Genomic DNA, 22,960 nt, shown 5'->3' on the forward strand with positions numbered 1-22,960 from the left:
GAGCCGGGCCGCTTCTTGGTGGCCGAGGCCGGCGTGTTGTTGACCGGCGCCAGCCAAGTGGTGGAAAAGGACGGGGTGCGGCGCGTGGGTTTGGATGCCGGCATGAATGCCTTGATCCGCCCGGCGCTGTACGACGCTTGGCACGACATCGTCAATCTGTCGCGGCTGGATGCTGCGGTGGTGCAAGACTTCGATGTGGTCGGCCCGATTTGCGAATCCAGCGATGTGTTTGGCCATCGGGTCAAGCTGGCGCAGGCCACCGCCGCCGGCGATGTGATGCTGATCGCCGATGCCGGGGCCTACGGGTTCAGCATGGCAAGCACCTACAATCTACGTTCGCTGCCGGCAGAATCGATTCTGCCCAGCGCTTGAGATGGCAAGAAACGAGACCATGACCGACTGGATTTTCAATCGCGACACCATCCGCAGTTTCCGTTTCGTGCGCTGCGGGTTTGATGCACACACGGGGGTGGCGCGGCTGGTGTATGCCTTTGATGATGGCCCCGAGCTGACCGAAACCATCACTCTTCCGGGTGCGCCCTTCGTGTTGGATGCAGCACGTCACGCCGCCGCAGAACAGGCGTTGCGCCTGCTGCATTTGATTGCCGGCGTGAGTTATTACAAGGCGGCAGTGCCGGATGAAATCCGCATCGACGACTACGCCATCGACGCCGATACCGCCACATTATTGGAAGGTGTGTATCGCAATGGCTTGGGCGAATTTGCGTATCGCAATGGACTGGCGTTGCGCGACAAGATTCGGTTTCCTGCCTCACTCCCCTCTCCCTTCGGGAGAGGGGCAGGGGGTGAGGGTGCGGTCGCCGATGCGGTATCAGTGGTTCCCGAACCCTCAGCCCAACCCCGCTCCCGAGGGGAGAGGGGCGTTGCCCCCGCACTCAACTTGCGACCACACGCGCTTGTCGCCATTGGTGGCGGCAAGGACTCGCTGGTCAGCATTGAGGCTTTGCGTGCCGAAGGTGTCACGCAGACGGTGACATGGATCGGTGGCTCGCAATTGATCGCCGCCTGCGCCGCGCATACCGGCTTGCCCACCCTCAACATCGGTCGTCAATTGGCCCCGCAATTATTCGACTTCAATCGCCAAGGCGCGTGGAACGGGCATATCCCGGTCACCGCAGTGAACTCGGCCATCCTGGCGTTTGCTGCGGTGGTGTTGGGCGTGGACCAAGTGGTGTTTTCCAATGAGCGTTCGGCCAGCTATGGCTCGATGATCGTGTCCGCCGACGGCACGGTCACCAGCGAGGTCAACCACCAGTGGTCAAAGGGCTGGGCATTTGAGTCCGCATTTGGCGACTACCTGCAAACGCATGTGGCTGCGGATTTGCAGTACTACTCGCTGCTGCGGCCACTCAGCGAGCTGGCGGTGGCGCGGCAGTTTGCCAAGACCGACCGCTATGACGCGCATTTTTCCAGCTGCAATCGCAACTTCCATATCCTGGGTGAACGCCCCACCAGCCGCTGGTGCGGGGTCTGCCCGAAGTGCCATTTCGTGTTTCTGGCATTGGCCCCGTTCCTGCCCAAGCTGCGCTTGGTGGGTATCGTGGGGCGCAACCTGCTGGACGATGCCGCGCAACAGGCGGGCTATGACGCGCTGTTGGAATATGGCGACCACAAGCCGTTTGAATGCGTGGGCGAAGGCCGCGAATCGCGTGCGGCGATGGCCACCTTGGCGCAGCGCGCGGAATGGCGTGAAGACGTGCTGGTCAAACGCTTTGCCAATCAGATTGCACCGCAGTTGGATGCTGGCGAATGGGTGATCGAGCCACTCTTGGCATTGAGCAACGAACACCGTATCCCCGCCGCGTTGTGGGAGCGTCTGCGTGTCCGTTTCGCTGCCTGAGTATCTGCGCATCGCCGACCTTGCCGGCCGGCGGGTGGCGTTATGGGGTTGGGGGCATGAAGGCCATGCCGCCTATCGTGCCTTGCGCACACGCTTGCCCAGTCTGCCGTTGACGTTGTTCTGCAGCGCGGCCGAAGCCTGCGAGGCGGCGGCCTTGAACGATGCGTTGCTGGCAATTGAGCTTGAGGCCAGCGGCGAGTGTTTGGCGGCATTTGAGGTGGTGGTGAAATCGCCGGGCATCAGTGCGTACACACCCGAAGCACTCTTCGCTGCGCAACACGGCACGCGTTTGCTGGGTGGCACCGCGTTGTGGTTTGCCGAGCATGCCGATACCAATGGCGAAGTTGCCAACGCGATCTGTGTGACGGGCACCAAGGGCAAGAGCACCACATCCTCGCTGCTGGCGCACCTGCTGCGCGCTGCGGGGTTGCGCACGGCCTTGGCCGGCAATATCGGCGTGCCACTGCTCTCGCTGTTGAACGCACATGCCGATATCTGGGCGATTGAGCTGTCCAGCTACCAAACCCGCGATGTGGCGGCATCTGGCGCACACCCGCGGATTGCCATCGTCACCAATTTGCACCCCGAACATCTGGACTGGCACGGCAGCCAGGCGCGCTACATCGAAGATAAATTGGCACTGGTGACAGCGGCCCAGCCACGCATCGCCGTGCTTAACGCGGCCGACCCGCTGCTGGCGCAACTGGCATTGCCCGGCTGCGATATTCGCTGGTACGGCAATGCCGCCGGTTGGCACCTGCGCGAGGACGCGCTGTATCGCGGCGATGCCTTCGTGATGGCGACCGCCACGCTGCCGCTACCGGGCCGCCACAACCGCAGCAACCTGTGCGCCGTGCTCACTGCGCTGGAAGCCTACGGTCTGGATGCCGTGGCCTTGGCGCCACATGCGGCCAGCTTCCAGCCGTTGCCCAATCGCCTGCAAGCATTGGGCGAACACGGCGGTTATCTGTACGTCAACGATTCCATCAGCACCACGCCGATGGCCACCCAGGCGGCGCTGGAGGTCTATGCAGATCGCCCGGTAGCGGTGCTGGTGGGCGGTCACGACCGCGGCCTGCCGTGGGATGAATTTGCCGATGCCATGCGCGTGCATGCGCCCAACGCCATCATCACCATGGGCCAGAACGGCCCGCGGATCCATGCCCTGCTGGCGCCGTTGGCCACGCAAGCCGGCTTTGCACTGCGTGCGGCCAATGATCTTGCCGATGCGATGACCAAAGCCCGCGAGGCCTTGCCCGAGGGTGGCGTGATCTTGCTGTCGCCCGGCGCGCCCAGCTTTGGGGCGTATAAAAACTATGTGGCCCGCGGCCGTCATTTTGCCGAATTGGCCGGCTTTGACCCGGACATCATCAGCAGTATTGCGGGGATGGGGATTGGCTGAGGCCGGATTCACGCATACTGAACCCGGGCGCGCTACTGTTGGCGCTTTACGCCCTCGGATTTGCCATGACCCGTCTGTTGATGGCCATTGGATTGGCCCTGTTGTCCTTGCCTGCGGTGGCTGCCATGAAAACCCGGCCTGTCGAATGGAGTGCTGGCCACGATCACTTCAGTGGTTACGTGGTCTATGACGATGCCAGTGCCGCCAAGCGCCCCGGCTTGCTGATGGTGCCGGACTGGTATGGCGTGACACCTGCTGCGCTGGACAAGGCCAGGCAGCAAGCTGGTAGCGACTATGTGGTGTTCGTGGTGGACATGTATGGCAAGGGCGTGCGCCCGGCCGACGACAAGCAGGCGCTGGCGCAGGTGCAGGTGCTGTATCCAAAGCCGATGCTGATGCGCGCGCGCATGCAAGCAGCGCTGGATGCGTTCAAGGCGCAAGCTTCGGCGGTGCCGCTGGATGCCACGCGGATCGGGGCGTTCGGCTTCTGCTTTGGCGGCTCATCCGTACTTGAATTGGCGCGCAGCGGCGTGAAGCTGGCCGGCATCGTGACCTTCCACGGCGGGCTGCACACCGAACTCCCGGCATCGCCGGGCGCCATCAAGACACCCATTCTGGTGTTGAATGGAGCCGCAGATCAAAGCCAGAAAGCGGCGATCGTGCCGTTCGAAGATGAAATGGACAGCGCGGGCGCGGATTGGCAGTTCGTCAACTTCGGTGGTGCGGTGCACTGCTTCGCGCTGGAAACCGCCAACAAACCCGGCTGCAAGTACGATCCGCGTGCCGCACGTCGCGCCTACGCCATGATGCATGGCTTTTTCGCTGGGCGATTTGCGCTGCGCGAGTGACCCGAGTCAGTGATCGCGATTGACCGCGTAATGCGCGAGTCCGCGTAGTGCGGCGGTGTAATCGTTATCGGGCAAGCCGCGCAGCGCCGCATTGGCGGTTTCGGCATACGCCAGTGCGCAGCGCCGGCTGTAGTCCAGGCTGTCACAGGCAGTGATAGCGGCTTGTGCGGCGGGTAGCCCATCCAGATCGCCATGCGCGACGATGTGGCGGAGCGTATCGCGGGTACCGGCATCCGATTGCGCCATCGCATGAATCAGCGGCAGGGTCATCTTGCCTTCGGCCAAATCATCACCGAGGTTCTTGCCCAAGGTGGCCGCGTCAGACGCATAGTCCAGTACATCATCGGCAATCTGGAAGGCATAGCCCAGATTCAGGCCATACGTGTGCAGTGCATCCTGGGTGGTGGTATCGGCGCCGGCCAGCAGCGCGCCAAGCCGGGTGGCCGCCGCAAACAGAATGGCGGTCTTGCGTTCAATCACGCGCAGATACGCGGACTCGTCGGTGTCCGGGTTGCGCACATGCAGCAATTGCAGCACTTCACCTTCGGCGATCATGTTGGTGGTGTTGGCTAGAATTTGCTGCACCGCCATGGATTCCAGCTCCACCATCAACTGGAAGCTGCGCGAATACAGAAAGTCGCCCACCAGCACCGATGCCGCGTTGCCCCACACCGCATTGGCGGTCTTGCGCCCGCGCCGCAGGTCGGATTCGTCCACCACATCGTCGTGCAGCAGGGTTGAGGTGTGGATGAACTCCACCACCGCCGCCAGCTGGTGCGCATCCGCGCCGCGATGACCCAGGGCACCGGCCGCCAGCAGCAACAGCATTGGCCGCAGGCGCTTGCCGCCGGCCCCGATGATGTATTCGGCCACCTGGTTGATCAGCACCACGTCCGAGGCCAGCCGACGGCGGATCAGCGCATCCACCGCAGCCATATCGGCGGCGGCCAGCGCTTGGATGGCAGAAAGACCAGGTGGTTCGCTGCGGCATGGAGTCATGAGGCAAGTTCGACAATGGGCAATCGCAATTATAGGCGGTGCGGGGTTTCCCGACCCCCGGATGCGGAATCCACCGTATAGCCGGCGACAGGGCCGTTATACTTCAATGGCATCGTCCGGATTGGACGGTATTACATCGAGGAATCCCATGGCACGCGGCGTCAATAAAGTCATCTTGGTCGGCAATCTGGGCAATGATCCGGATGTGAAGTACACCCAGGGCGGCATGGCCATCACCACGCTCAGCGTGGCCACCACCCATGTGCGCAAGGATCGCGACGGCAACCAGCAGGAAAAGACCGAGTGGCACCGGGTCAAGCTGTTCGGCAAGCTGGGCGAGATCGCCGGCGAGTACCTGAAAAAGGGCCGTCAGGTCTATATCGAAGGCCGCTTGGAATACGGCAGTTACGAGAAGGACGGTGTGAAGCACTACACCACCGACATCATTGCCGATGAAATGCAGATGATCGGCGGCGGCGAAGGCGGCCAGCGTGGTGGCAGCGAAGGTGGCGGCTATTCGCAGCAGCGTAGCGGTGGTGAGGGCGGTTATTCGCGTGACGGCGGTAGCGGCGGCAGCTATGGTGGTGAGCGCCCACAGCGCAGTGCCCCGGCACAACGGCGCGAGCCGGCACCCGCGGCGAAGGTGCAGGATTTTGACAGCAGCGTGCCGTTTGACGATGACATTCCGTTCTGATCAAACACCCACATGAGTGGCTCCCAGCGCCAGTTGACGCAGTGCTTCCTGGCCGAACCGTCGGATGTCAATTTCGGCGGCAAGGTACACGGCGGGCAGGTGATGCGTTGGATCGACCAGTGTGGCTATGCCGCAGCGGTGGGTTGGAGTGGCCGCTATAGCGTGACGGTGGCGGTGGGCGGCATTCGCTTTGTCACCCCGATCCGAATTGGCGATCTGGTCAGCGTCGAAGCAGTTTTGATCCACACCGGCAGTACTTCCATGCATTTTGCCGTGGATGTGCGTGCCCGCGACCCCAGACAAGATGCCGATCAAGCACGCCTATGCACGCATTGTGTCATTGTGTTTGTGGCAGTAGATGGCGATGGCAAGCCGGCAGCGGTACCGAGTTGGACGCCCGATAGCGAAGAAGACCTGCGTCTTTCCGAGTATGCACTGAAGGTGATGGAACTCAGCAAGGGCATCGAATCGACCATTGCCCGTTACCACGCGGCCAGCGCATAGACGTGATCGCCTGATATTGGCGCAGAAACACAAACACCGCCTTGTGGCGGTGTCATGCGACGTGCGGTATGTGAGTGGTAGAGGGTACGAATCAGCTACCCGTGGCGAGGCGGCGCGCTTCCATATACTTCTGCGCCCAATAGCCGGTGGTCAGGCTGGACACGGTGACATCGCGACCGGTGCGCGGGGCATGCAAAAACTGGCCGTTGCCAATGTAGATGCCCACGTGATCCACATGGCCTCGGCGGCCGAAAAACACCAAATCGCCTTCGGTCAGTGCATCGCGGCTGTCCACCTTGGTGCCTTGGTCGGCCATCGCGCGGGACACCCGCGGCAGGTCGATGCCGATGGTGCGGAAGACATAGCCCACCAAGCCACTGCAATCAAAGCCACCATCGGGGCTGTTACCGCCCCAGCGATAAGGCGTGCCAAGCAGGGCGAAGGCATTCTGGATGGCAGTACGGGCGCGGCTGACGGTGCTGATATTGGCCGCGCTATCTTGTGACTTTTGTAGCAGAGTGGCACCGCTAGTGACATCCGGTGTTGCGATGGCGGCGGTAGCTGGCAGCAATGCTGCCTGGCTTGAAAGAGGGGATGTCGTGGCGATGCTCGAGTCGGCCTTGTTGCCGACCGGCGTTACTGCCAGTACCGGAACGCTGGCAATTGCCAAGAGGCTGGCAAATAGCAGGCGAAGCCCACGATGGGGGCGGCGATCGGCATGGCCGTGGGGCAGGTTGACTGTCTTCACGCGGTCATCACATTGCAAAACCAGCGGCGACTATGCCCGGGTTGGCCGGCGCAAGGGTCAAAAAAACGTTAGATGGCTAAATATGAATGGGTAAAACTGAGGATTGTCCTGTTCATATTTGTGAATCCGTGCGCGAAATCACGACCAAAATTATCGCAACAGGCGTTTTGCACCGCTGTAGTGGTCGCGCCACCAGTGGCCATCCAGCCGGTCTAACCGCACGGTGCCGCCACTGCTGGGGGCATGCACAAAGCGGCCATCGCCCACGTAAATTCCCACATGGCGCACGTTGCCGGCGTCCCCAAAAAAAACGAGGTCTCCGCTGGCCAAGCGTTGTGGGTCGATGCGCGGGCCTTGCATGGCAATCAGCTCGCGGGTGGTACGCGGCAGGCGCACATCCAGCATGTCCCGAAAGACGTAGCCCACCAACCCGCTGCAATCGAAGCCACCTTCTGGCGTGTTGCCGCCATAGCGATAAGGCGTGCCGACCAGTCCGATCGCCCGCATCAGCACCGCATTGGCCTTGGCCGCATCCGCCGGTGGCGCATCGGTGCGTGTGGTGTGCGCTGGCGGGCTGGGTCGCGGCGGGGCGGTGCCACAGGCCGCGAGTATCGAAGTGAGTACAAGCGCGCACATTGGCGTCCGCAGTGGATTCCCCCGATAATGGCGGCCCGGTCGCTGCTGGCAGTTGGCTGGTTTCATCATCCGCGCAGTTTTGCCGCATCGTTTCGCGGTGGCAAGCGCCCAACTGAGAGTACGAAGGCACTATGAAGATCGAAAAAGACCGCGTCGTCCGTTTCCACTATGCCGTTGCCGAAACCGGCCAAGCCGCGCTGGAGAACTCGAAGGATGTGGGTGAACCGCTGGCTATCTTGTTTGGGCGCGGCCACATCATTCCCGGTTTGGAGAGTGCGATGGAAGGCCGTGAAGCGGGCGACAGCTTCAAAGCAGACGTGCGTGCTGCCGATGCCTACGGTGAGCGCCGCGACGGCTTGACCCAGCGCGTTCCCAAAAAACATTTCGGTGAGCAGAAGCTGACCCCGGGCATGCAGGTGGTGCTGCAAACCAATTTTGGCCCACGCGCAGTGACCATCGAAAAAGTGGGCATGAGCGTGGTGGATGTGGATTTGAATCACCCGATGGCGGGTAAAGATCTGAGCTTCGACATCGACATCGTTGAAGTGCGTGAAGCCAGCGAAGAAGAACTGGCCCACGGGCATGTGCATGGCGAGGGTGGTCACCAGCACTGAGTTGCTTGCACCGCAGTGTTCGACCGGCGGCCCGCGTTGCGGGCCGTTTGCGTTTTTGTGGGCCAAGCATGGCCTTCTGCCAGTAAGGATGTGGCTGTGCACTGTCACGCCGGTGGCAGAGCCGGGATAATGGGTGCACCTTACTTGTCCGCGCGGTGTGTCATGAGTGCAGCCATCCCAGAACAATCCATCGACTGCCTTGTGGTGGGTGCCGGCGTCACCGGGTTGGCGACCGCATTGGCTTTACTCGATGATGGGCGTGAGGTCACCGTGATTGATGTCGGGTTGGTTGGCAGCGGCGCCTCGCACGGCAATTGCGGCACCCTGACCCCCAGCCACGCGCCGCCGCTGGCCGGCCCCAGCACACTAATGCGCGCCGCACGCTGGATGTTCACCCCGGATGCGCCGCTCTACATCAAGCCCACCTTGAATCCGGATACCTTGCGCTGGATGCTGGGCTTCGCGCTGCGCTGTAATCATCGTGATTACGTGGCCAGCGCGCGCGCCAAATACACCCTGTTGGCCGATTCGCGGCAGCGCATCCAACACTGGGTGACCCGCTATCAGCTGGAATGCGAATTTGCCGAAACTGGCGAGGATTACGTGTTCAAAACGCGCCGCGATATGGATCGTGAGTTGGGCGATGTACCGATGCTGCGCGAGTTGGGTGTGGATGTTGAGGTCGTGGAGGGCAAGGATTACGAAGCCCGCGATCCGGCGTTCAAGCCCGGTCTTGCCGGGGCGTTGTGTTTTCGTGGCGATGCCGCATTGCGTCCCGATCGCTACGTTGCCGAGCTGGCGCGCGTGGTGCGCGCGCGTGGCGGACGCATCCTTGAACAGTGCGCCTTGGTATCACTGGCATCGTCCGCGCAAGGCGTCGTTGCGCAGACCGCACAGGGGCCATTGCGTGCACGCGATGTGGTGCTGGCTACCGGGGCATGGGCACCGCGGATTGCCGATGCCGTGGGACTGCCGTGGTTGCGCAAGACCATCCAGCCCGGCAAGGGGTATTCGATGACCTACAGTCCGCCAGCACTCACGCCCAAGCGGCCGGTGATTTTGTACGAACCCTCCGTTTGCGTCACCGCCTGGCCCAGCGGTTATCGACTAGGCAGCACGATGGAATTCACCGGCTACGACGATAGCCTCAATGCGCAGCGTCTGGGCGCACTAGAACGCGGTGCGACGCAATTTTTGCACCAGCCGGTGGGGCCGCAATTGCGTGAAAAATGGTGCGGCTGGCGGCCGATGAGCCGCGACGACATCCCGCTGATCGGCCGCGCTCCCGGCCACGTGCACCTGTGGATGGCGGTTGGACACGGCATGATGGGCGTCAGCATGAGCGCCAGCACCGGCCAACTGCTGGCCGACATGATCGCCGGCCGCACACCTTGCGTGAACCCTGCGCCGTTCGACCCGGCGCGGTTTGTGTGAGGTCATCGACTACATTTCAAGCGCCGTTACGGTTTTTCCATCCGAACCTCATAGAGCAGAGGGTAAGGCAGCCCACTTGCTAGCTTGGGCGGCGGTGGGAGTTTCCAATTGATTGCGGCCTGTTTGGCTAAGCATGTCGTCCAAGAGTTGACTGGTCGCACTTCGACATTTGAAAGGGTGCCATCAGCATTGACATCCGTGAGGATGGCAAACTCTGGTGCAGCGGTAGGCGCGGGGATTGTTTGACAGCTATTGATGATCTGAGTCAGGTAGTTCGCAGGGGATGTTGTTAGGCCTTGAAAGTATGCGTGGCCATTCAAAGAGTGTTCTAACGCTTTTGCGCGAAGCGCCCGCGCATTGGATCGTTCTTCAACGGTGCCGGTGCCGTGCAGCACCGCCTGCACCAACTGCACACCCTTTACCGCATCTGCATGATAGCTCCACCGTTTGGGGTCATTAAGTGCAATGAAACGTGCCATTGCTTCGTTGGATTCGGTGGCGTCAAAGCCGATCACATAAAGGCGTTGTCGCCAGCCTTCAGGGTTTTGTGGAAATTCGGAAAGTAAACTATCAATGCATTTGTTTGCAGCATCAAGCTGTTTGGAATCAATAAGCACCGCGCAATAGTTGTTATAGGCGTACTCTCTCGTGTTTTTGTCTTCAATGGCGCGCTTGAAATAGGGCGCGGCGGCGGCGGGGCCATCAAGTTTCCGAAGAATTTGGCCAAGTACTTCAAGCGCATGCCCATTGGTTGGATCAAGCACAACCGCGCGTTCGGCATCAGCACGCGCCCATTGCGTTTCACCCACATCCTGCAGGGCCAACGCCCGCAACCTAGATTCCTGCGCGTAGTTCGGTGAAAAGCGTAGGGCTTGTGAGAGGTAGCTGAGCGCTTTCCATGGCTCATCCTTGCGCAGATATGCCCCTCCAACCAGACGGAGATATGAGGCAATCGGGGCCTGGAGCGCAGCTGGTTCCAGCACAGCGAGTGCCTGCTGGTCTTGCTCTGGAGCATCCATGTGTTCAATTTCGTAAAATGCGTGCTGGAATGCAAACAGCCCTAATAGCGGATTATCTGCAACCCTTGCTTTTGCATACGCTGCAACTGCTCGCATCGCCGCATCAGAGCCACCCCAGCGCGGCTCAGCCGCGGTCATCATTTCATCGATGACGAAATAGGATGTGGGAGCTGCCTTGAGGCACTTGGCGGTAGCATAGGACTGCAACTTATCCGAGCTTTGCCTGCCAATTTCCATGAGTCCTTCACATGCAAGGATGAGCTTTGGGGATGCTTCCAGCGCAGCTGAGTATTCTTTTGCTGCGGCCTGGAAATAGGCACTCATTTTTTTGATGTTGTCGTCAGGTGTGTCCTTGATGAAGGCGCTGCCCCTTGCCGACCATCCTCGATTTTCCAGCACAAGGCCAAGTGCTGCGTGTGCAAACGCGCTTTGCGGATCAGCCGCTTGCCATTTACGCGCGATACGCTCAGCTTTGTCGCGGTTGGCATCACTAAAGACTGATAAAGCAGAGTTAATGTGTTCGCGCTGCGCCGGGTCAGTGTCGTCCGCATGTAGCAAGGTCTTGAAGTTTGTTTCAAGCGTTGCGGGGCCATTAGTTTGCGTTAGTAAACTTTCAATAGCATCAAGCGTATAGCGAGGGGGTGTGAGAAATGCGTTACAGCGCGCTTGGGCAAGGCCAGCAGCCCATGTATTGTTAGGTAAATCAGGATAGGCAAGGCAACGCCGCAGTGGGTCGGTGATGGCGTCGGCTTTGCGAATGGCGGCAAAATATTCCGCAAACTCAGGGGGGGCTTCCTTGGTGGGAGTAGCTGCTGGCAGAGAATAGGGAAGTATGGCCAGCAACAAAGTAATAAGGTGGTGATGTTTCAAACGAAACCTCCCAAGGGCACAGTTTTTATTGTCAATTGTTTATGTGGGCGCATAGTTGTTCACACCTCCAGCGTCGCCAAATCGCCCTTTTCTTCCAGCCAATTCTTCCGGTCGGAAGCGCGTTTCTTCGCTAGCAACATATCCATCAGCCCACGGGTGGCGGCATCATCATCCACGGTGAGTTGCACCAGTCGGCGGGTATCCACGTGCATGGTGGATTCGCGTAGCTGCAATGGATTCATTTCACCCAGACCTTTGAAGCGCGTCACGTTGACGTGGCCTTTGAGTTTTTCGCGTTGGATTTTTTCCAGTAGTAGGCGTTTTTCTTCTTCGTCCAGTGCGTAGAACACTTGCTTGCCCACATCGACACGAAATAATGGCGGCATCGCCACGAACACGTGACCTGCGCGTACCAGCGAAGGGAAGTGGCGCAGAAATAGCGCGCTCAGTAGCGTGGCGATATGCAAGCCATCGCTATCGGCGTCGGCCAAAATGACAATTTTTCCGTAGCGCAGGCCGTCGATTTCATCTTTACCGGGGTCGCAGCCGATGGCCACGGCCAGGTCATGCACTTCCTGTGAGCCCAGCACCTGCCCGGATGCCACTTCCCACGTGTTCAAAATCTTGCCGCGCAAAGGCAAGATGGCTTGGAAGTCTTTATCGCGTGCTTGGCGTGCGCTGCCGCCAGCCGAGTCACCTTCCACCAAAAACAGTTCCGTGCGCGAGAGGTCTTGCGAAATACAGTCGGCCAGTTTGCCGGGTAGTGCCGGGCCTTGCGTCACTTTCTTGCGGACGATTTGTTTTTCGGTTTTCAGGCGTGCGCTGGCGCGCTCGATAGCCAGTTGTGCGATTTTTTCGCCGAATTCGGTGTTGACGTTCAGCCAGAGCGAGAATGCATCATGCGATGCACCTTCCACAAAGCCTGCGGCTTGCCGCGAGCTCAAGCGTTCTTTGGTTTGCCCGGAAAACTGCGGGTCGGTCATTTTCAGCGATAGCACAAAAGCGACGCGATCCCATACATCTTCTGGCGCCAACTTCACTCCGCGCGGCAGCAAATTGCGGAAGTCGCAAAACTCGCGCAGGGCTTCGGTAAAACCGGTGCGCAGGCCATTGACGTGGGTGCCATGCTGGGCGGTGGGGATCAAGTTGACGTAGCTTTCTTGTACCAACTCGCCTTCGGGCAGCCACGCTACCGCCCAATCCACCACTTCGGTGTCTTTCTTTAAGCTGCCAACGAATAACTCCGGCGGGAGTAATTCGCGGCCGACCAACTCGCCTTTCAAATAGTCGCGCAGACCGTCTTCGAAATACCATTGGCTGCGCTCGCCACTGGCTTCATCAAACAGGTGCACGGTCAAGCCGGGGCAGAGTACGGCTTTGGCACGCAACAGGTGCTTCAGTGCGCGTAGGTTGAATTTGGCTGTGTCGAAATATTTGGCATCTGGCCAAAAGCGCAGACGGGTGCCGGTGTTCTTTTTGCCGACATTGCCCACGATCTCCAGTTGGGTGACGCGATCTCCATTGGCAAAGCCCATGTGGTACTCGTTGCCGTCGCGTTTGATGAACACATCTACTTTGTGCGACAGCGCGTTGACCACACTGACGCCCACGCCGTGCAGGCCGCCGCTGAACGTGTAGTTTTTATTGTTGAATTTACCGCCGGCGTGCAAGCGGGTGAGGATGAGTTCGATGCCGGGGATTTTTTCTTCGGGATGAATATCCACCGGCATGCCGCGACCATCATCGCTGACCTCGCAGCTACCGTCGGCATGCAAGGTCACGCTGATACTTTTGGCGTGGCCGGCCAGTGCTTCGTCCACCGCATTGTCGATCACTTCCTGCGCCAGATGGTTGGGGCGGGATGTGTCGGTGTACATGCCGGGGCGGCGTTTGACCGGATCCAGACCCGAGAGGACTTCAATATCAGCGGCGTTGTAGCGGGTATTCATTGGCGGAAAAAAACCTACAGCTGCGGCATGGGCGTGCAAGTGTGCGGCCTTGCGAATGGATTTGCACACTGCGGCAAACGATTTGGACCTAGCAAGCTCGTACAATGCACGGACAGCGATGGCATCGGTTTCCGAGGGGGTTTTTGTGGTGGATGTTGACGGGCGCGGCGAAATGCACGCGACCAAGATGCAGTTGCTTGCCGCAGATGTGGGGGGTACATACGCGCGCATCGGGTTGGTGGAGGTGGCTGGGGATGCGATTTCGGTGGGCTTCCATCGGCGCTATGCCTGCGCGGAATTCGGGGGTCTTGCGGCCATCTTGTGCCGCTTTCGCGAAGACTTGCGTGAGGCCGGTAGCGCCCTGCCAACGACCTGCGTGGTGGCGATTGCCGGTGTGCTGCAGGGGGATGTGCTGCTCAATCGCAATCTGCCGTGGCAAGTTTCGCTGACCCAAACCCGCCATGAAGCGGGTATTGCACATTTGCATCTCATCAACGATTTTGAGGCGTTGGCGTGGGCGCTGCCCAAAATCCCACCGACGCAAATGCAGGTGCTGGGGGTGGGGGATGCGAGTGGACTGCCATTGCCGGTCCTACTGTTGGGGCCAGGCACGGGGTTGGGGGCGGCGGCGGTGGTCGATCAAAATGGTCGAACCAATGTACAGCCCAGTGAGGCGGGGCAGGCCGCGCTAGCAGCCAATAGTTCGTTGGAGCTGGACGTGGTGCGCATGCTGCAAGCCCAGTTTGGGCACGTGGCCAACGAGCGGGTGTTTTCGGGGCCGGGCTTGATCAATCTGTATCAGGTCTTATGCGAGCTGCGCGGTGTGCAGCCACGGTGGCACACGCCGGCAGATTTGGTGGATGCCGCCGATGCTGGCAATGATGTGCTGGCGGCCGAGTGCGTGGCGTTGTTCTGTCGTTGGTTTGGCAGTTTTGCCGGCGATTTGGCCATCACATTTCGCGCCCGCTCGGTGTGTCTGGCAGGTGGTTTGACCGGTCACTTGCAGCACTATCTGCGGCAAGGTGGCTTCATGCAACGGTTCATAGACAAAGGTGTGCTGTCTGACACCTTGCGTGAGGTGCCGGTGTTCACCCTCGAACATGGTCAATTGGGGCTGATTGGCGCCAGTGCATGGTTGGTGGCGCACCATCCCCACGCGCTGTGTGGGGCTTAGCAAGCCGACGATGCCGGTATTTCATGGTGCTGCGCGCCTGGCAAAACGATGGGGTGCAACAATAGGCCGTAACAACGGGATGCAGGGCGCGACGCGAGCCGGTAGAATGGGCATTTCCAGCGCCGTGCCGTCGCCATGACTTCCCCTGCATCTTCTACACCCCTCCTGTTTGTCACCGGGGGCGTGGTGTCCTCGCTTGGCAAAGGCATTGCTGCCGCCTCGCTTGCTGCCATCCTTGAAGCGCGCGGCCTGCGCGTCACCATGATGAAGCTCGACCCGTATTTGAACGTGGACCCGGGCACCATGAGCCCGTTCCAGCACGGTGAGGTCTACGTCACCGATGATGGTGCCGAAACCGATTTGGACTTAGGCCATTACGAACGCTTCGTCAATACGCGCCTGTCCGGCCTCAATTCCATCACCACCGGCAAGATTTACGAGGCGGTGATCCGCAAAGAACGCCGTGGCGATTATTTGGGTGGCACCGTGCAGGTGATCCCGCATGTGACGGATCAAATCAAGACCTGTATTGATGCCGCCACCGATGGATTTGATGTGGGTATCGTCGAAATCGGTGGCACCGTGGGCGATATCGAATCCCTGCCTTTCCTCGAAGCCATTCGCCAATTACGTACCGAGCGCGGTGCCGACAAAGCCATGTTCATGCACCTGACCTTGGTGCCCTACATCGCCGCTGCTGGTGAGCTGAAAACCAAGCCCACCCAGCATTCGGTGAAGGAACTGCGCAGTATTGGCATTCAGCCGGATGTGCTGATTTGCCGCAGCGAGCAGCCCCTCCCCGACGGTGAACGCCGCAAAATCGCGCTGTTTACCAATGTGCCGGAAAAGGCGGTGATCTCAGCAATCGATCTGGACAACATCCATAAAATTCCGCGCTGGTTCCATGCGCAGGCGCTGGATCAGATCGTGGTGGAGCAATTGCGCTTGCCGGTGGGTGCTGCCGATTTGTCCGAATGGGATGCAGTGGTGGATGCTGCTGCGCATCCGGTGGATGCGGTGACGATTGCCGTGGTCGGCAAATATGTGGATCACCAAGATGCTTACAAATCGGTGGGCGAGGCGCTCAAGCACGGCGGTATTCGTCAGCGCACCAAGGTGGCCTTGAAGTGGCTGGAAGCCGAAGATGTCGAGCGCGACGGCGCGGCCAATGTGCTGGCGGGCGTGGATGGTGTGCTGGTGCCGGGCGGGTTTGGTGATCGCGGGTTTGAAGGCAAGGTGTTGACTTCAAAATATGCACGCGAAACCGGGCTGCCGTATTTCGGCATTTGCTATGGCATGCAGGCGGCGGTGGTGGATGTGGCACGCAATCTGGCGGGTCTGGAGGGTGCCAACAGTACCGAAAATGACAAGCAAGCCAAGCATCCAGTAATCGGCCTGATCACCGAATGGCGCACGCAAAGCGGTGACATCGAGCGCCGTGATGAGGGCTCGGACTTGGGTGGCACCATGCGCCTTGGCCTGCAAGAACAGCGCGTCAAGCCGGGCACATTGGCGCATGCGTTGTACGGCAAGGATGTAGTGAGTGAGCGTCACCGCCATCGCTACGAATTCAACAATCGCTACCGCGTGCAATTGGAAGAAGCGGGCATGGTGATCTCCGCCAAGTCGATGGATGACTTGTTGGTGGAGATGATCGAAATGCCACAAGCCGCGCATCCGTGGTTCCTGGCCTGCCAAGCACATCCGGAATTTTTATCCACGCCACGCAGCGGGCATCCGCTGTTTGTGGGGTTCATCAAGGCCGCGCGCGCGCGCAAGGCGAGCAACCAGAAATGAGTGCATCCATGAAACTTTGTGGCTTTGATGTGGGCTTGGAACACCCGCTGTTCCTGATCGCCGGACCCTGCGTGGTGGAAAGCGAGCAGCTGCAATTGGATGTGGCCGGGCAATTGAAGGAAATCACCAGTCGGCTTGGCATCCACTTCATCTTCAAGTCCAGCTTTGACAAGGCCAACCGCACCTCGATGAATAGTTTTCGTGGCCCCGGCATGGAAGAAGGCTTGCGCGTGCTTTCGGAAGTGAAGCGTCAGATTGGCGTGCCGGTGCTCACCGATGTGCACGAATACACGCCGATGGACGAAGTCGCCTCGGTGGTGGATGTGCTGCAAACACCCGCCTTCTTGGTGCGCCAGACCGACTTCATCACCAAAGTTTGCGCCACCGGCAAGCCGGTGAACATCAAGAAAGGCCAATTCTTGTCACCGTGGGACATGAAACCAGTGGTGGAAAAAGCCAAATCCACCGGCAATGCGCAGATCATGGTGTGCGAGCGCGGTGCCAGTTTTGGCTACAACAATCTGGTCTCTGACATGCGCAGCCTATCGGTGATGCGCGACACCGGCTGCCCGGTGGTGTTTGATGCTACTCACTCGGTGCAATTGCCGGGTGGGCAGGGCAGCACCAGCGGTGGTCAGCGCGAATTCGTGCCGGTGCTGGCGCGCGCTGCGATTGCGGTGGGCGTGGCCGGTATTTTTATGGAAACCCACCCCGACCCCAGGAAGGCGTTGTCCGATGGCCCCAATGCGTGGCCGCTAGGCAAGATGGAAGCGCTGTTGACCACCTTGCTGGAACTGGATGCGATTACCAAACGCAGTGGTTTTCTGGAACACTCACTTTAACCCCCACGACAACACAACTCCCCGACCATGACCACAATCACCCATATCCAAGCCCGCGAAATACTTGATAGCCGCGGCAACCCCACGCTGGAAGCCGAAGTCGCACTGAGCGATGGCTCACTGGGCCGTGCCGCCGTACCGTCGGGTGCATCCACCGGTAGCAAGGAGGCGGTAGAACTGCGTGATGGCGATAAAACCCGTTATCTGGGCAAGGGTGTGTTGAAAGCGGTGGGGCATGTCAACGGCACGATTGCTGAAACGCTGCGCGGATTTGATGCGGCCGATCAAGCGGGGCTGGATAAGCGCCTGATCGACCTCGATGGCACCGACAACAAAGGTCGCTTGGGTGCCAATGCGCTGCTGGGGGTTTCGATGGCAGCGGCGCATGCCGTGGCGGCTTCCAAAAAGCAAGCACTGTGGCAATACCTCAGCAGCCTGACCGGTGCCACGCCGGTGTTGCCGGTGCCGATGATGAACATCATCAATGGCGGCGCACATGCCGACAACAATGTGGACTTGCAAGAGTTCATGGTGTTGCCGGTGGGCTTTGATTCGTTTTCCGAAGCGCTGCGCAGTGGCACTGAAATTTTCCATGCGTTGAAGTCGGTGTTGAAGGCGCGCGGCCTCTCTACGGCAGTGGGTGACGAAGGCGGCTTTGCGCCCGATCTGCGCAGCAATGAAGAGGCGCTGGAAGTGATCCTTGAAGCCATCGGCAAGGCCGGCTATAAGGCTGGCGAAGATGTGATGCTGGGGCTGGATTGTGCGTCCACAGAGTTTTATGAAAACGGCAAATACAACCTCACCGGCGAAGGCAAGCGCTTAAACTCTGAACAGTTCGTGGATTTCCTTGCCAACTGGTGCACGCAGTACCCCATCATCACCATTGAAGATGGCATGGCCGAAGACGATTGGGACGGCTGGAAGCAGCTTACCGACCGCTTGACTGGCAAGGTGCAATTGGTGGGTGATGATTTATTCGTCACCAATCCACGTATCTTCCGCGATGGCATCAGTCGTGGCGTGGCCAACGCCATCCTGATCAAGGTGAATCAAATCGGCACCTTGTCGGAAACCTTGGAGGCGATTGCGATGGCGAATGCGGCCAACTACGCCGCGATAGTGTCGCATCGGTCAGGGGAAACCGAAGACACCACGATTGCCGACATCGCCGTGGCCACGACTGCTACCCAGATCAAGACGGGCTCGTTGTGCCGCAGCGATCGCGTGGCCAAGTACAACCAGCTGCTGCGCATCCAGCAGCAGTTGGGCAGTGCCGCCCGTTACGCTGGGCGCGATGCGTTTGTGTCGATCCAACGCTGATTGGGACGGGCGATGAAACGCACCGGCGCGTTGCTGCTGGTCTTGTTGCTGTTGCTGGCGGGGCTGCAATACAAGTTGTGGTACGGCCACGGCGGGCAGGCCGACGTGGTGGCCTTGAATGCCCAAGTGCTGGCCCAGCAATCCGAAAACGGCAAGCTGCAAGCGCGCAACGATGCGCTTGCCGCCGAAGTAACCGATCTGAAAACCGGCGGTGCCGCAGTTGAAGAACGCGCGCGCGCCGAGTTGGGCATGGTCAAACCGGGCGAGACGTTTTATCGGGTGATCGATCACGCGGCCGCAACACAACAACAACCCAGCGCAACCTCCGCACCGGCAGCAGACGCCGCACCCGCCGAAGAACCCGCACCCGCCGAAGAACCCGTGGGGGATGAAGTCACCGACGCACCGGCTGCCAAGGTCGAGCCCAACCCGTGACGTGGGCACTCGTTCCGGCCGCCGGCAGTGGGCGTCGTTTCGGCGGCGAAATCCCGAAGCAATACCAGTACGCAGCGGGTAAGCCGCTGATTGCGCATACGTTAGATGCGCTGCTATCGCACCCACACATTGCCGGCGTGGTGGTGGCATTGGCGCAAGACGACCCGCATTGGCCAGGCTGGAGCACCTTGCATGGCAAGCCGGTGCTGACGTGCGTGGGCGGTGGTGAGCGTGCAGATTCGGTGCTGGCAGCGTTGCACGCGTTGCCCGAGCATCTTACGGATGAAACGCTGGTGTTGGTGCACGACGCCGCCCGCCCCAATCTGCGGCATGCCGATATTTCGACATTGATCACTGCCGCGCGCAGCCACGCCGATGGCGCGCTGTTGGCCGCGCCGGTGCGCGACACCCTCAAGCGGGCCGATCGCCATACGTGCGTCAACGCAACCCAGCCGCGCGACGGCCTATGGCGCGCATTGACGCCGCAAGCATTTCCGCGCGGCTTGCTGCAACATGCGCTGGAAACCGCGCGTGCAGCGGGTGTGCACGTCACCGATGAGGCCATGGCCATCGAGTACTTGGGCCGGCATCCACGCCTAGTGGAAGGCCGCGAGGATAATCTGAAAGTCACAACCCAAGCCGATCTGGCCTTGGTGGATTTTTTATTGACGAGGCACGCATGAAGATTCGTATCGGCCAAGGGTTTGATGTCCACGCCTTTGGCCCCGGCGAGCACATCATGTTGGGCGGCGTGCGGGTGCCGCATACGCAGGGCGTCATCGCGCACAGTGATGGCGACGTCGCGCTGCACGCGCTGTGCGATGCCCTACTGGGCGCGCTGGCGCTGGGGGATATCGGCCAGCATTTCCCGCCCTCGGATGCACGCTGGAAAGATGCCGATAGCCGCGCATTGCTACGCCATTGCAATGACCTGTTGCACGCGCAAGGCTGGCAAGCGGGCAATTGCGATATCACCGTAATTTGCGAACGCCCCAAAGTCGGGCCGCATGCACAGGCGATGCGGGAAATCATTGCCACCGATCTTGGTATCGCAATGGATGCGGTCAGCGTAAAGGCCACCACCAGCGAAAAGTTGGGGTTCACCGGGCGCGGCGAAGGTATTGCTGCACAGGCCGTGTGCCTGTTGGTGCGCGCATGACGGCGCTGCCGCGTGCGCACGGCGCACTGCTGCTATCTGCACGGATGCGCAGCACACCCGAAGATTTTTTTGTGGAAGAACTGCCCGGTTTCGACGCCAGCGGTGTTGGCGAGCACTTGTTGTTGACGATTGAAAAACGCGGCATGAATACCGCGTTTGCAGCCAAGCGTATTGCCGAGTGGGCGGGCGTGGCCGAATCCGCCATCGGCTATGCGGGTTTGAAAGACCGCCACGCGGTAACGCGGCAGCGTTTCAGTGTGTGGATCCCCAAAAAAATCGCGCCGGATTTTGCTGCCCTGCAGGCCGGCGATTTACGCCTACTCGAACACGCATGGCATACCCGCAAATTGCCGCGTGGCGCGTTGGCGGGGAATCGCTTTGTACTGGTCTTGCGCGATGTCACAGGCGACCGCGCCAGTCTCGACAAGCGGCTGCACGACATCGCCCAGCATGGGGTTCCCAACTATTTTGGCGAACAGCGCTTTGGTCGCGGCGGCAACAATGTGCAGCAAGCGGTGGCGATGTTTGCCGGACGCCGGGTGAAACGTGACGAGCGCAGCCTGCTGCTGTCGGCGGCGCGCTCGGAACTGTTCAACCGGGTGCTGGCGGCGCGTGTCGAAGCAGGCAATTGGAACGCCGCATGCGATGGCGAGGTCTGGATGCTGGACGGCAGCCGCAGCGTGTTCGGGCCGGAAGCAATGACGCTGGAGTTGCAAGCGCGGCTGGACGCTTTTGACATCCACCCCACCGGCCCGTTGTGGGGCGAAGGGGAACTGCGCAGCGCGGGCGACGTGCGCGCGCTGGAGCTGGCGGCGATGCAAGGCGACACCGCCAACCGTTTGCGCAACGGGCTGGAAGCCGCCGGAATGAAGCAAGAGCGCCGCAGCTTACGTCTCTGTCCACAGGCACTGGCTTGGCGCTGGCGGGACGATGGCAACTTGGAATTGGACTTTGGCTTACCGCCGGGGTGCTATGCCACCACGGTGCTGCGTGAGCTGGGCGATTTCGAATGATCAGTGACCGGCCGGGCCTGCGCAGCAGGCCACCGCATTATTGACGGCAAAAGAAAACGCCCGGCGTGTGGCCGGGCGTCTCGGGTATTGGTGGGCCGTCAAGGATTCGAACCTTGGACCTATTGATTAAGAGTCAACTGCTCTACCAACTGAGCTAACGGCCCCGAAGAAGCGAAATTGTAGCAAACAATCTTTTTGATGCAAGTGTTGCGGCGCATCAAAATCGGCAAAGCAAAGCAAAGTGGGGTGGCTGAGGGGACTCGAACCCCCGACAACTGGAATCACAATCCAGGACTCTAACCAACTGAGCTACAGCCACCACAAAACCTAACTTCTAACCTTCCACAAATTGGCGCGCCCGGCAGGAATCGAACCTGCAACCACCGGCTTAGAAGGCCGGTGCTCTATCCGGTTGAGCTACGGGCGCCCGGGCCGGAGGGTTGCATCGTGCGGTACCGAAATTGGTCGGGGTAGAGGGATTCGAACCCCCGACATCCTGCTCCCAAAGCAGGCGCGCTACCAGACTGCGCTATACCCCGACGATGGAACCGAACATTCCGGAAACACTTGTCACGTTGCTTCCTGTTCGCTGTCGTGACGCGCCAGCGCTACGAAAGGCCCGGCATTGTCCGGCCAAGCGCGCCACATGTCAACGGCAATTGTTGACGACGCTGGCACAAGTGGGCGAAATCAGCCAAACTAGTACGTTCCGCGCGGCCCTGCTGCGCACGCCTTCAGTCACTATACCCGTCAACCGGGCGTTTACTCGCCCGCCCAGGAGTCATCGCATCATGCAAGTCTCGGTCGAATCCACCGGCAACCTCGAGCGCCGCGTCACCCTCAGTCTGCCTGCGGGCGATGTCGAAGCGCAGATCGGCAGCCGCCTGCGCGAGATCGCGCACAACGTGCGCATCAAGGGCTTCCGCCCCGGCAAGGTGCCGACCAAGGTGGTCGAGCAGCGTTATGGTGGCCAAGTGCGCGCCGAAATCGTGGATAGTCTGCTGCGTCAAGGGCTGGATCAAGCGGTGCGTGACAACGAATTTCGCGTTGCCGGTTTGCCGCAAGTCATGCCGGGTGAAGACGCAGCCGAAGGTGAATTGAAGTATGTCGCCTCGGTGGAACTGGTGCCGGATTTTGGCGATCTGGATATGACCAAACTGCAAGTCGTGCGGCATACCTCGGAAGTGGCCGACGCCGACATCGAGCGCATGCTGGAAAACCTGCGCCAGCAGCGTGGTAGCTGGAGCAAGGTTGAGCGCGCCGCCAAAGCCGGTGATCTGGTCAACGTGGAAACTTCCAGCGTGATCGACGGTGCGCGTTTGCCCGCCGAAGGCGTGGAAAAAACCAGCACCGTGCTGGGCTCCGCAGGCATGTACCCGGAAGTCGAATCGGCGCTGGTGGGAATGCAGCCGGGCGACGAAAAAACCTTGGACGTGACGCTGCCGGCCGATTGGCATGTGGCGCAGTTTGCCGGCAAGACCGTGCACTCGACCTTCAAGCTGACCGACGTGTTCGAGCAGGCGTTGCCGGAAATCGACGCTGCCTTCATTCGCAGCTTCGGCGTCAAGAGCGGCGAGCTGGAACAGTTCAAGGCGGATATCCGCAGCAACCTAGAGCGTGAGCTGAAGGGTGCGCTGATGAA

Annotated in this window: 21 protein-coding genes, 4 tRNA genes and 1 pseudogene; 17 read left to right on the forward strand and 9 right to left on the reverse strand. The window is 60.2% G+C overall.

Annotated features, from left to right (window positions below):
* The 4 genes and pseudogenes from PK789_RS08780 to PK789_RS08795 form a co-directional block, all read left to right on the forward strand.
* Positions 1-372, forward strand: a pseudogene (locus PK789_RS08780) (bifunctional aspartate kinase/diaminopimelate decarboxylase); the annotation flags it as partial.
* 19 nt (positions 373-391) lie between these two features.
* On the forward strand, positions 392-1,861 hold the full coding sequence (murL, locus tag PK789_RS08785) for a UDP-N-acetyl-alpha-D-muramoyl-L-alanyl-L-glutamate epimerase (RefSeq protein WP_324308395.1): 1,470 nt from the start codon (positions 392-394) through the stop codon (positions 1,859-1,861).
* 4 nt (positions 1,862-1,865) lie between these two features.
* On the forward strand, positions 1,866-3,263 hold the full coding sequence (gene murD, locus PK789_RS08790) for a UDP-N-acetylmuramoyl-L-alanine--D-glutamate ligase (protein WP_324308413.1): 1,398 nt from the start codon (positions 1,866-1,868) through the stop codon (positions 3,261-3,263).
* A 65-nt stretch (positions 3,264-3,328) separates the two neighbouring features.
* Positions 3,329-4,111: a dienelactone hydrolase family protein gene (locus PK789_RS08795; protein ID WP_223628355.1), complete on the forward strand. Its 783-nt coding sequence runs from the start codon at positions 3,329-3,331 to the stop codon at positions 4,109-4,111.
* Between the two features lie 6 nt (positions 4,112-4,117).
* Here the strand turns inward: PK789_RS08795 and PK789_RS08800 are convergent, their stop codons facing one another.
* The gene (locus tag PK789_RS08800; protein WP_324308396.1) at positions 4,118-5,110 is read right to left on the reverse strand and encodes a polyprenyl synthetase family protein; all 993 of its coding nucleotides are present in this window, start codon (positions 5,108-5,110) and stop codon (positions 4,118-4,120) included.
* A gap of 148 nt (positions 5,111-5,258) precedes the next feature.
* On the opposite strand from PK789_RS08800, the gene ssb reads away from it, so the two are divergent.
* Positions 5,259-5,804 carry a single-stranded DNA-binding protein gene (gene ssb / locus PK789_RS08805; RefSeq protein ID WP_288968940.1) on the forward strand — a complete coding sequence of 182 codons (546 nt, stop codon included), beginning with the start codon at positions 5,259-5,261 and terminating at the stop codon, positions 5,802-5,804.
* Between the two features lie 12 nt (positions 5,805-5,816).
* Positions 5,817-6,308, forward strand: coding sequence for an acyl-CoA thioesterase (locus tag PK789_RS08810; protein ID WP_324308397.1), 492 nt, complete (start codon positions 5,817-5,819; stop codon positions 6,306-6,308).
* A 91-nt stretch (positions 6,309-6,399) separates the two neighbouring features.
* On the opposite strand, the gene PK789_RS08815 is transcribed toward PK789_RS08810, so the two are convergent.
* Together PK789_RS08815 and PK789_RS08820 are read right to left on the reverse strand one after the other, a co-directional pair.
* A complete protein-coding gene (locus tag PK789_RS08815) occupies positions 6,400-7,056 on the reverse strand; it encodes a C40 family peptidase (RefSeq protein WP_324308398.1) in 657 nt (218 codons plus the stop codon).
* Between the two features lie 150 nt (positions 7,057-7,206).
* Entirely contained in the window at positions 7,207-7,692 is a 486-nt protein-coding gene (locus tag PK789_RS08820) for a C40 family peptidase (RefSeq protein ID WP_324308399.1), read from the reverse strand.
* A 131-nt stretch (positions 7,693-7,823) separates the two neighbouring features.
* On the opposite strand from PK789_RS08820, the gene PK789_RS08825 reads away from it, so the two are divergent.
* Entirely contained in the window at positions 7,824-8,306 is a 483-nt protein-coding gene (locus PK789_RS08825; protein WP_324308400.1) for an FKBP-type peptidyl-prolyl cis-trans isomerase, read from the forward strand.
* Between the two features lie 162 nt (positions 8,307-8,468).
* The gene (locus PK789_RS08830; RefSeq protein WP_324308401.1) at positions 8,469-9,740 is read left to right on the forward strand and encodes an NAD(P)/FAD-dependent oxidoreductase; all 1,272 of its coding nucleotides are present in this window, start codon (positions 8,469-8,471) and stop codon (positions 9,738-9,740) included.
* A gap of 26 nt (positions 9,741-9,766) precedes the next feature.
* On the opposite strand, the gene PK789_RS08835 is transcribed toward PK789_RS08830, so the two are convergent.
* Both PK789_RS08835 and parE read right to left on the reverse strand, forming a co-directional pair.
* Entirely contained in the window at positions 9,767-11,629 is a 1,863-nt protein-coding gene (locus PK789_RS08835) for a tetratricopeptide repeat protein (protein ID WP_324308402.1), read from the reverse strand.
* Between the two features lie 59 nt (positions 11,630-11,688).
* Positions 11,689-13,578, reverse strand: coding sequence for a DNA topoisomerase IV subunit B (gene parE / locus PK789_RS08840; RefSeq protein WP_324308403.1), 1,890 nt, complete (start codon positions 13,576-13,578; stop codon positions 11,689-11,691).
* A 172-nt stretch (positions 13,579-13,750) separates the two neighbouring features.
* Here parE and PK789_RS08845 point away from each other — a divergent pair, with 172 nt between their 5' ends.
* From PK789_RS08845 to truD, 8 genes are all read left to right on the forward strand, one after another.
* Positions 13,751-14,752 (forward strand): glucokinase, encoded by a 1,002-nt coding sequence (locus PK789_RS08845; RefSeq protein ID WP_324308404.1) that lies wholly within the window; start codon positions 13,751-13,753, stop codon positions 14,750-14,752.
* Positions 14,753-14,887: 135 nt separating this feature from the next.
* Complete coding sequence (pyrG, locus tag PK789_RS08850) at positions 14,888-16,549, forward strand: CTP synthase (protein ID WP_324308405.1); 1,662 nt, start codon at positions 14,888-14,890, stop codon at positions 16,547-16,549.
* An 8-nt stretch (positions 16,550-16,557) separates the two neighbouring features.
* Entirely contained in the window at positions 16,558-17,391 is an 834-nt protein-coding gene (gene kdsA, locus PK789_RS08855) for a 3-deoxy-8-phosphooctulonate synthase (protein ID WP_324308406.1), read from the forward strand.
* A gap of 27 nt (positions 17,392-17,418) precedes the next feature.
* Positions 17,419-18,711 carry a phosphopyruvate hydratase gene (gene eno, locus PK789_RS08860; RefSeq protein WP_324308407.1) on the forward strand — a complete coding sequence of 431 codons (1,293 nt, stop codon included), beginning with the start codon at positions 17,419-17,421 and terminating at the stop codon, positions 18,709-18,711.
* A 12-nt stretch (positions 18,712-18,723) separates the two neighbouring features.
* Positions 18,724-19,146 carry a cell division protein FtsB gene (ftsB, locus tag PK789_RS08865; RefSeq protein WP_324308408.1) on the forward strand — a complete coding sequence of 141 codons (423 nt, stop codon included), beginning with the start codon at positions 18,724-18,726 and terminating at the stop codon, positions 19,144-19,146.
* The gene (ispD, locus tag PK789_RS08870; protein ID WP_324308409.1) at positions 19,143-19,829 is read left to right on the forward strand and encodes a 2-C-methyl-D-erythritol 4-phosphate cytidylyltransferase; all 687 of its coding nucleotides are present in this window, start codon (positions 19,143-19,145) and stop codon (positions 19,827-19,829) included. The genes ftsB and ispD overlap by 4 nt, the downstream gene beginning before the upstream one ends.
* The gene (gene ispF, locus PK789_RS08875) at positions 19,826-20,305 is read left to right on the forward strand and encodes a 2-C-methyl-D-erythritol 2,4-cyclodiphosphate synthase (protein ID WP_324308410.1); all 480 of its coding nucleotides are present in this window, start codon (positions 19,826-19,828) and stop codon (positions 20,303-20,305) included. Before ispD ends, ispF begins: the two co-directional genes overlap by 4 nt.
* On the forward strand, positions 20,302-21,318 hold the full coding sequence (gene truD / locus PK789_RS08880; RefSeq protein ID WP_324308411.1) for a tRNA pseudouridine(13) synthase TruD: 1,017 nt from the start codon (positions 20,302-20,304) through the stop codon (positions 21,316-21,318). The genes ispF and truD overlap by 4 nt, the downstream gene beginning before the upstream one ends.
* Before the next feature lie 88 nt (positions 21,319-21,406).
* Here the strand turns inward: truD and PK789_RS08885 are convergent.
* From PK789_RS08885 to PK789_RS08900, 4 genes are all read right to left on the reverse strand, one after another.
* Positions 21,407-21,482 (reverse strand) — tRNA-Lys (locus PK789_RS08885).
* Between the two features lie 78 nt (positions 21,483-21,560).
* Positions 21,561-21,637: transfer RNA gene (locus PK789_RS08890), tRNA-His, on the reverse strand.
* 31 nt (positions 21,638-21,668) lie between these two features.
* Positions 21,669-21,745: transfer RNA gene (locus PK789_RS08895), tRNA-Arg, on the reverse strand.
* 35 nt (positions 21,746-21,780) lie between these two features.
* Positions 21,781-21,857 (reverse strand) — tRNA-Pro (locus PK789_RS08900).
* A gap of 252 nt (positions 21,858-22,109) precedes the next feature.
* Between PK789_RS08900 and tig the strand changes: the two genes are divergently transcribed.
* A partial coding sequence (tig, locus tag PK789_RS08905) for a trigger factor (protein WP_324308412.1) occupies positions 22,110-22,960 on the forward strand: 851 nt, incomplete at its 3' end.

The organism is Thermomonas sp., assembly GCF_035369645.1.
In the GTDB taxonomy this organism is placed as follows: Bacteria; Pseudomonadota; Gammaproteobacteria; order Xanthomonadales; family Xanthomonadaceae; genus Thermomonas.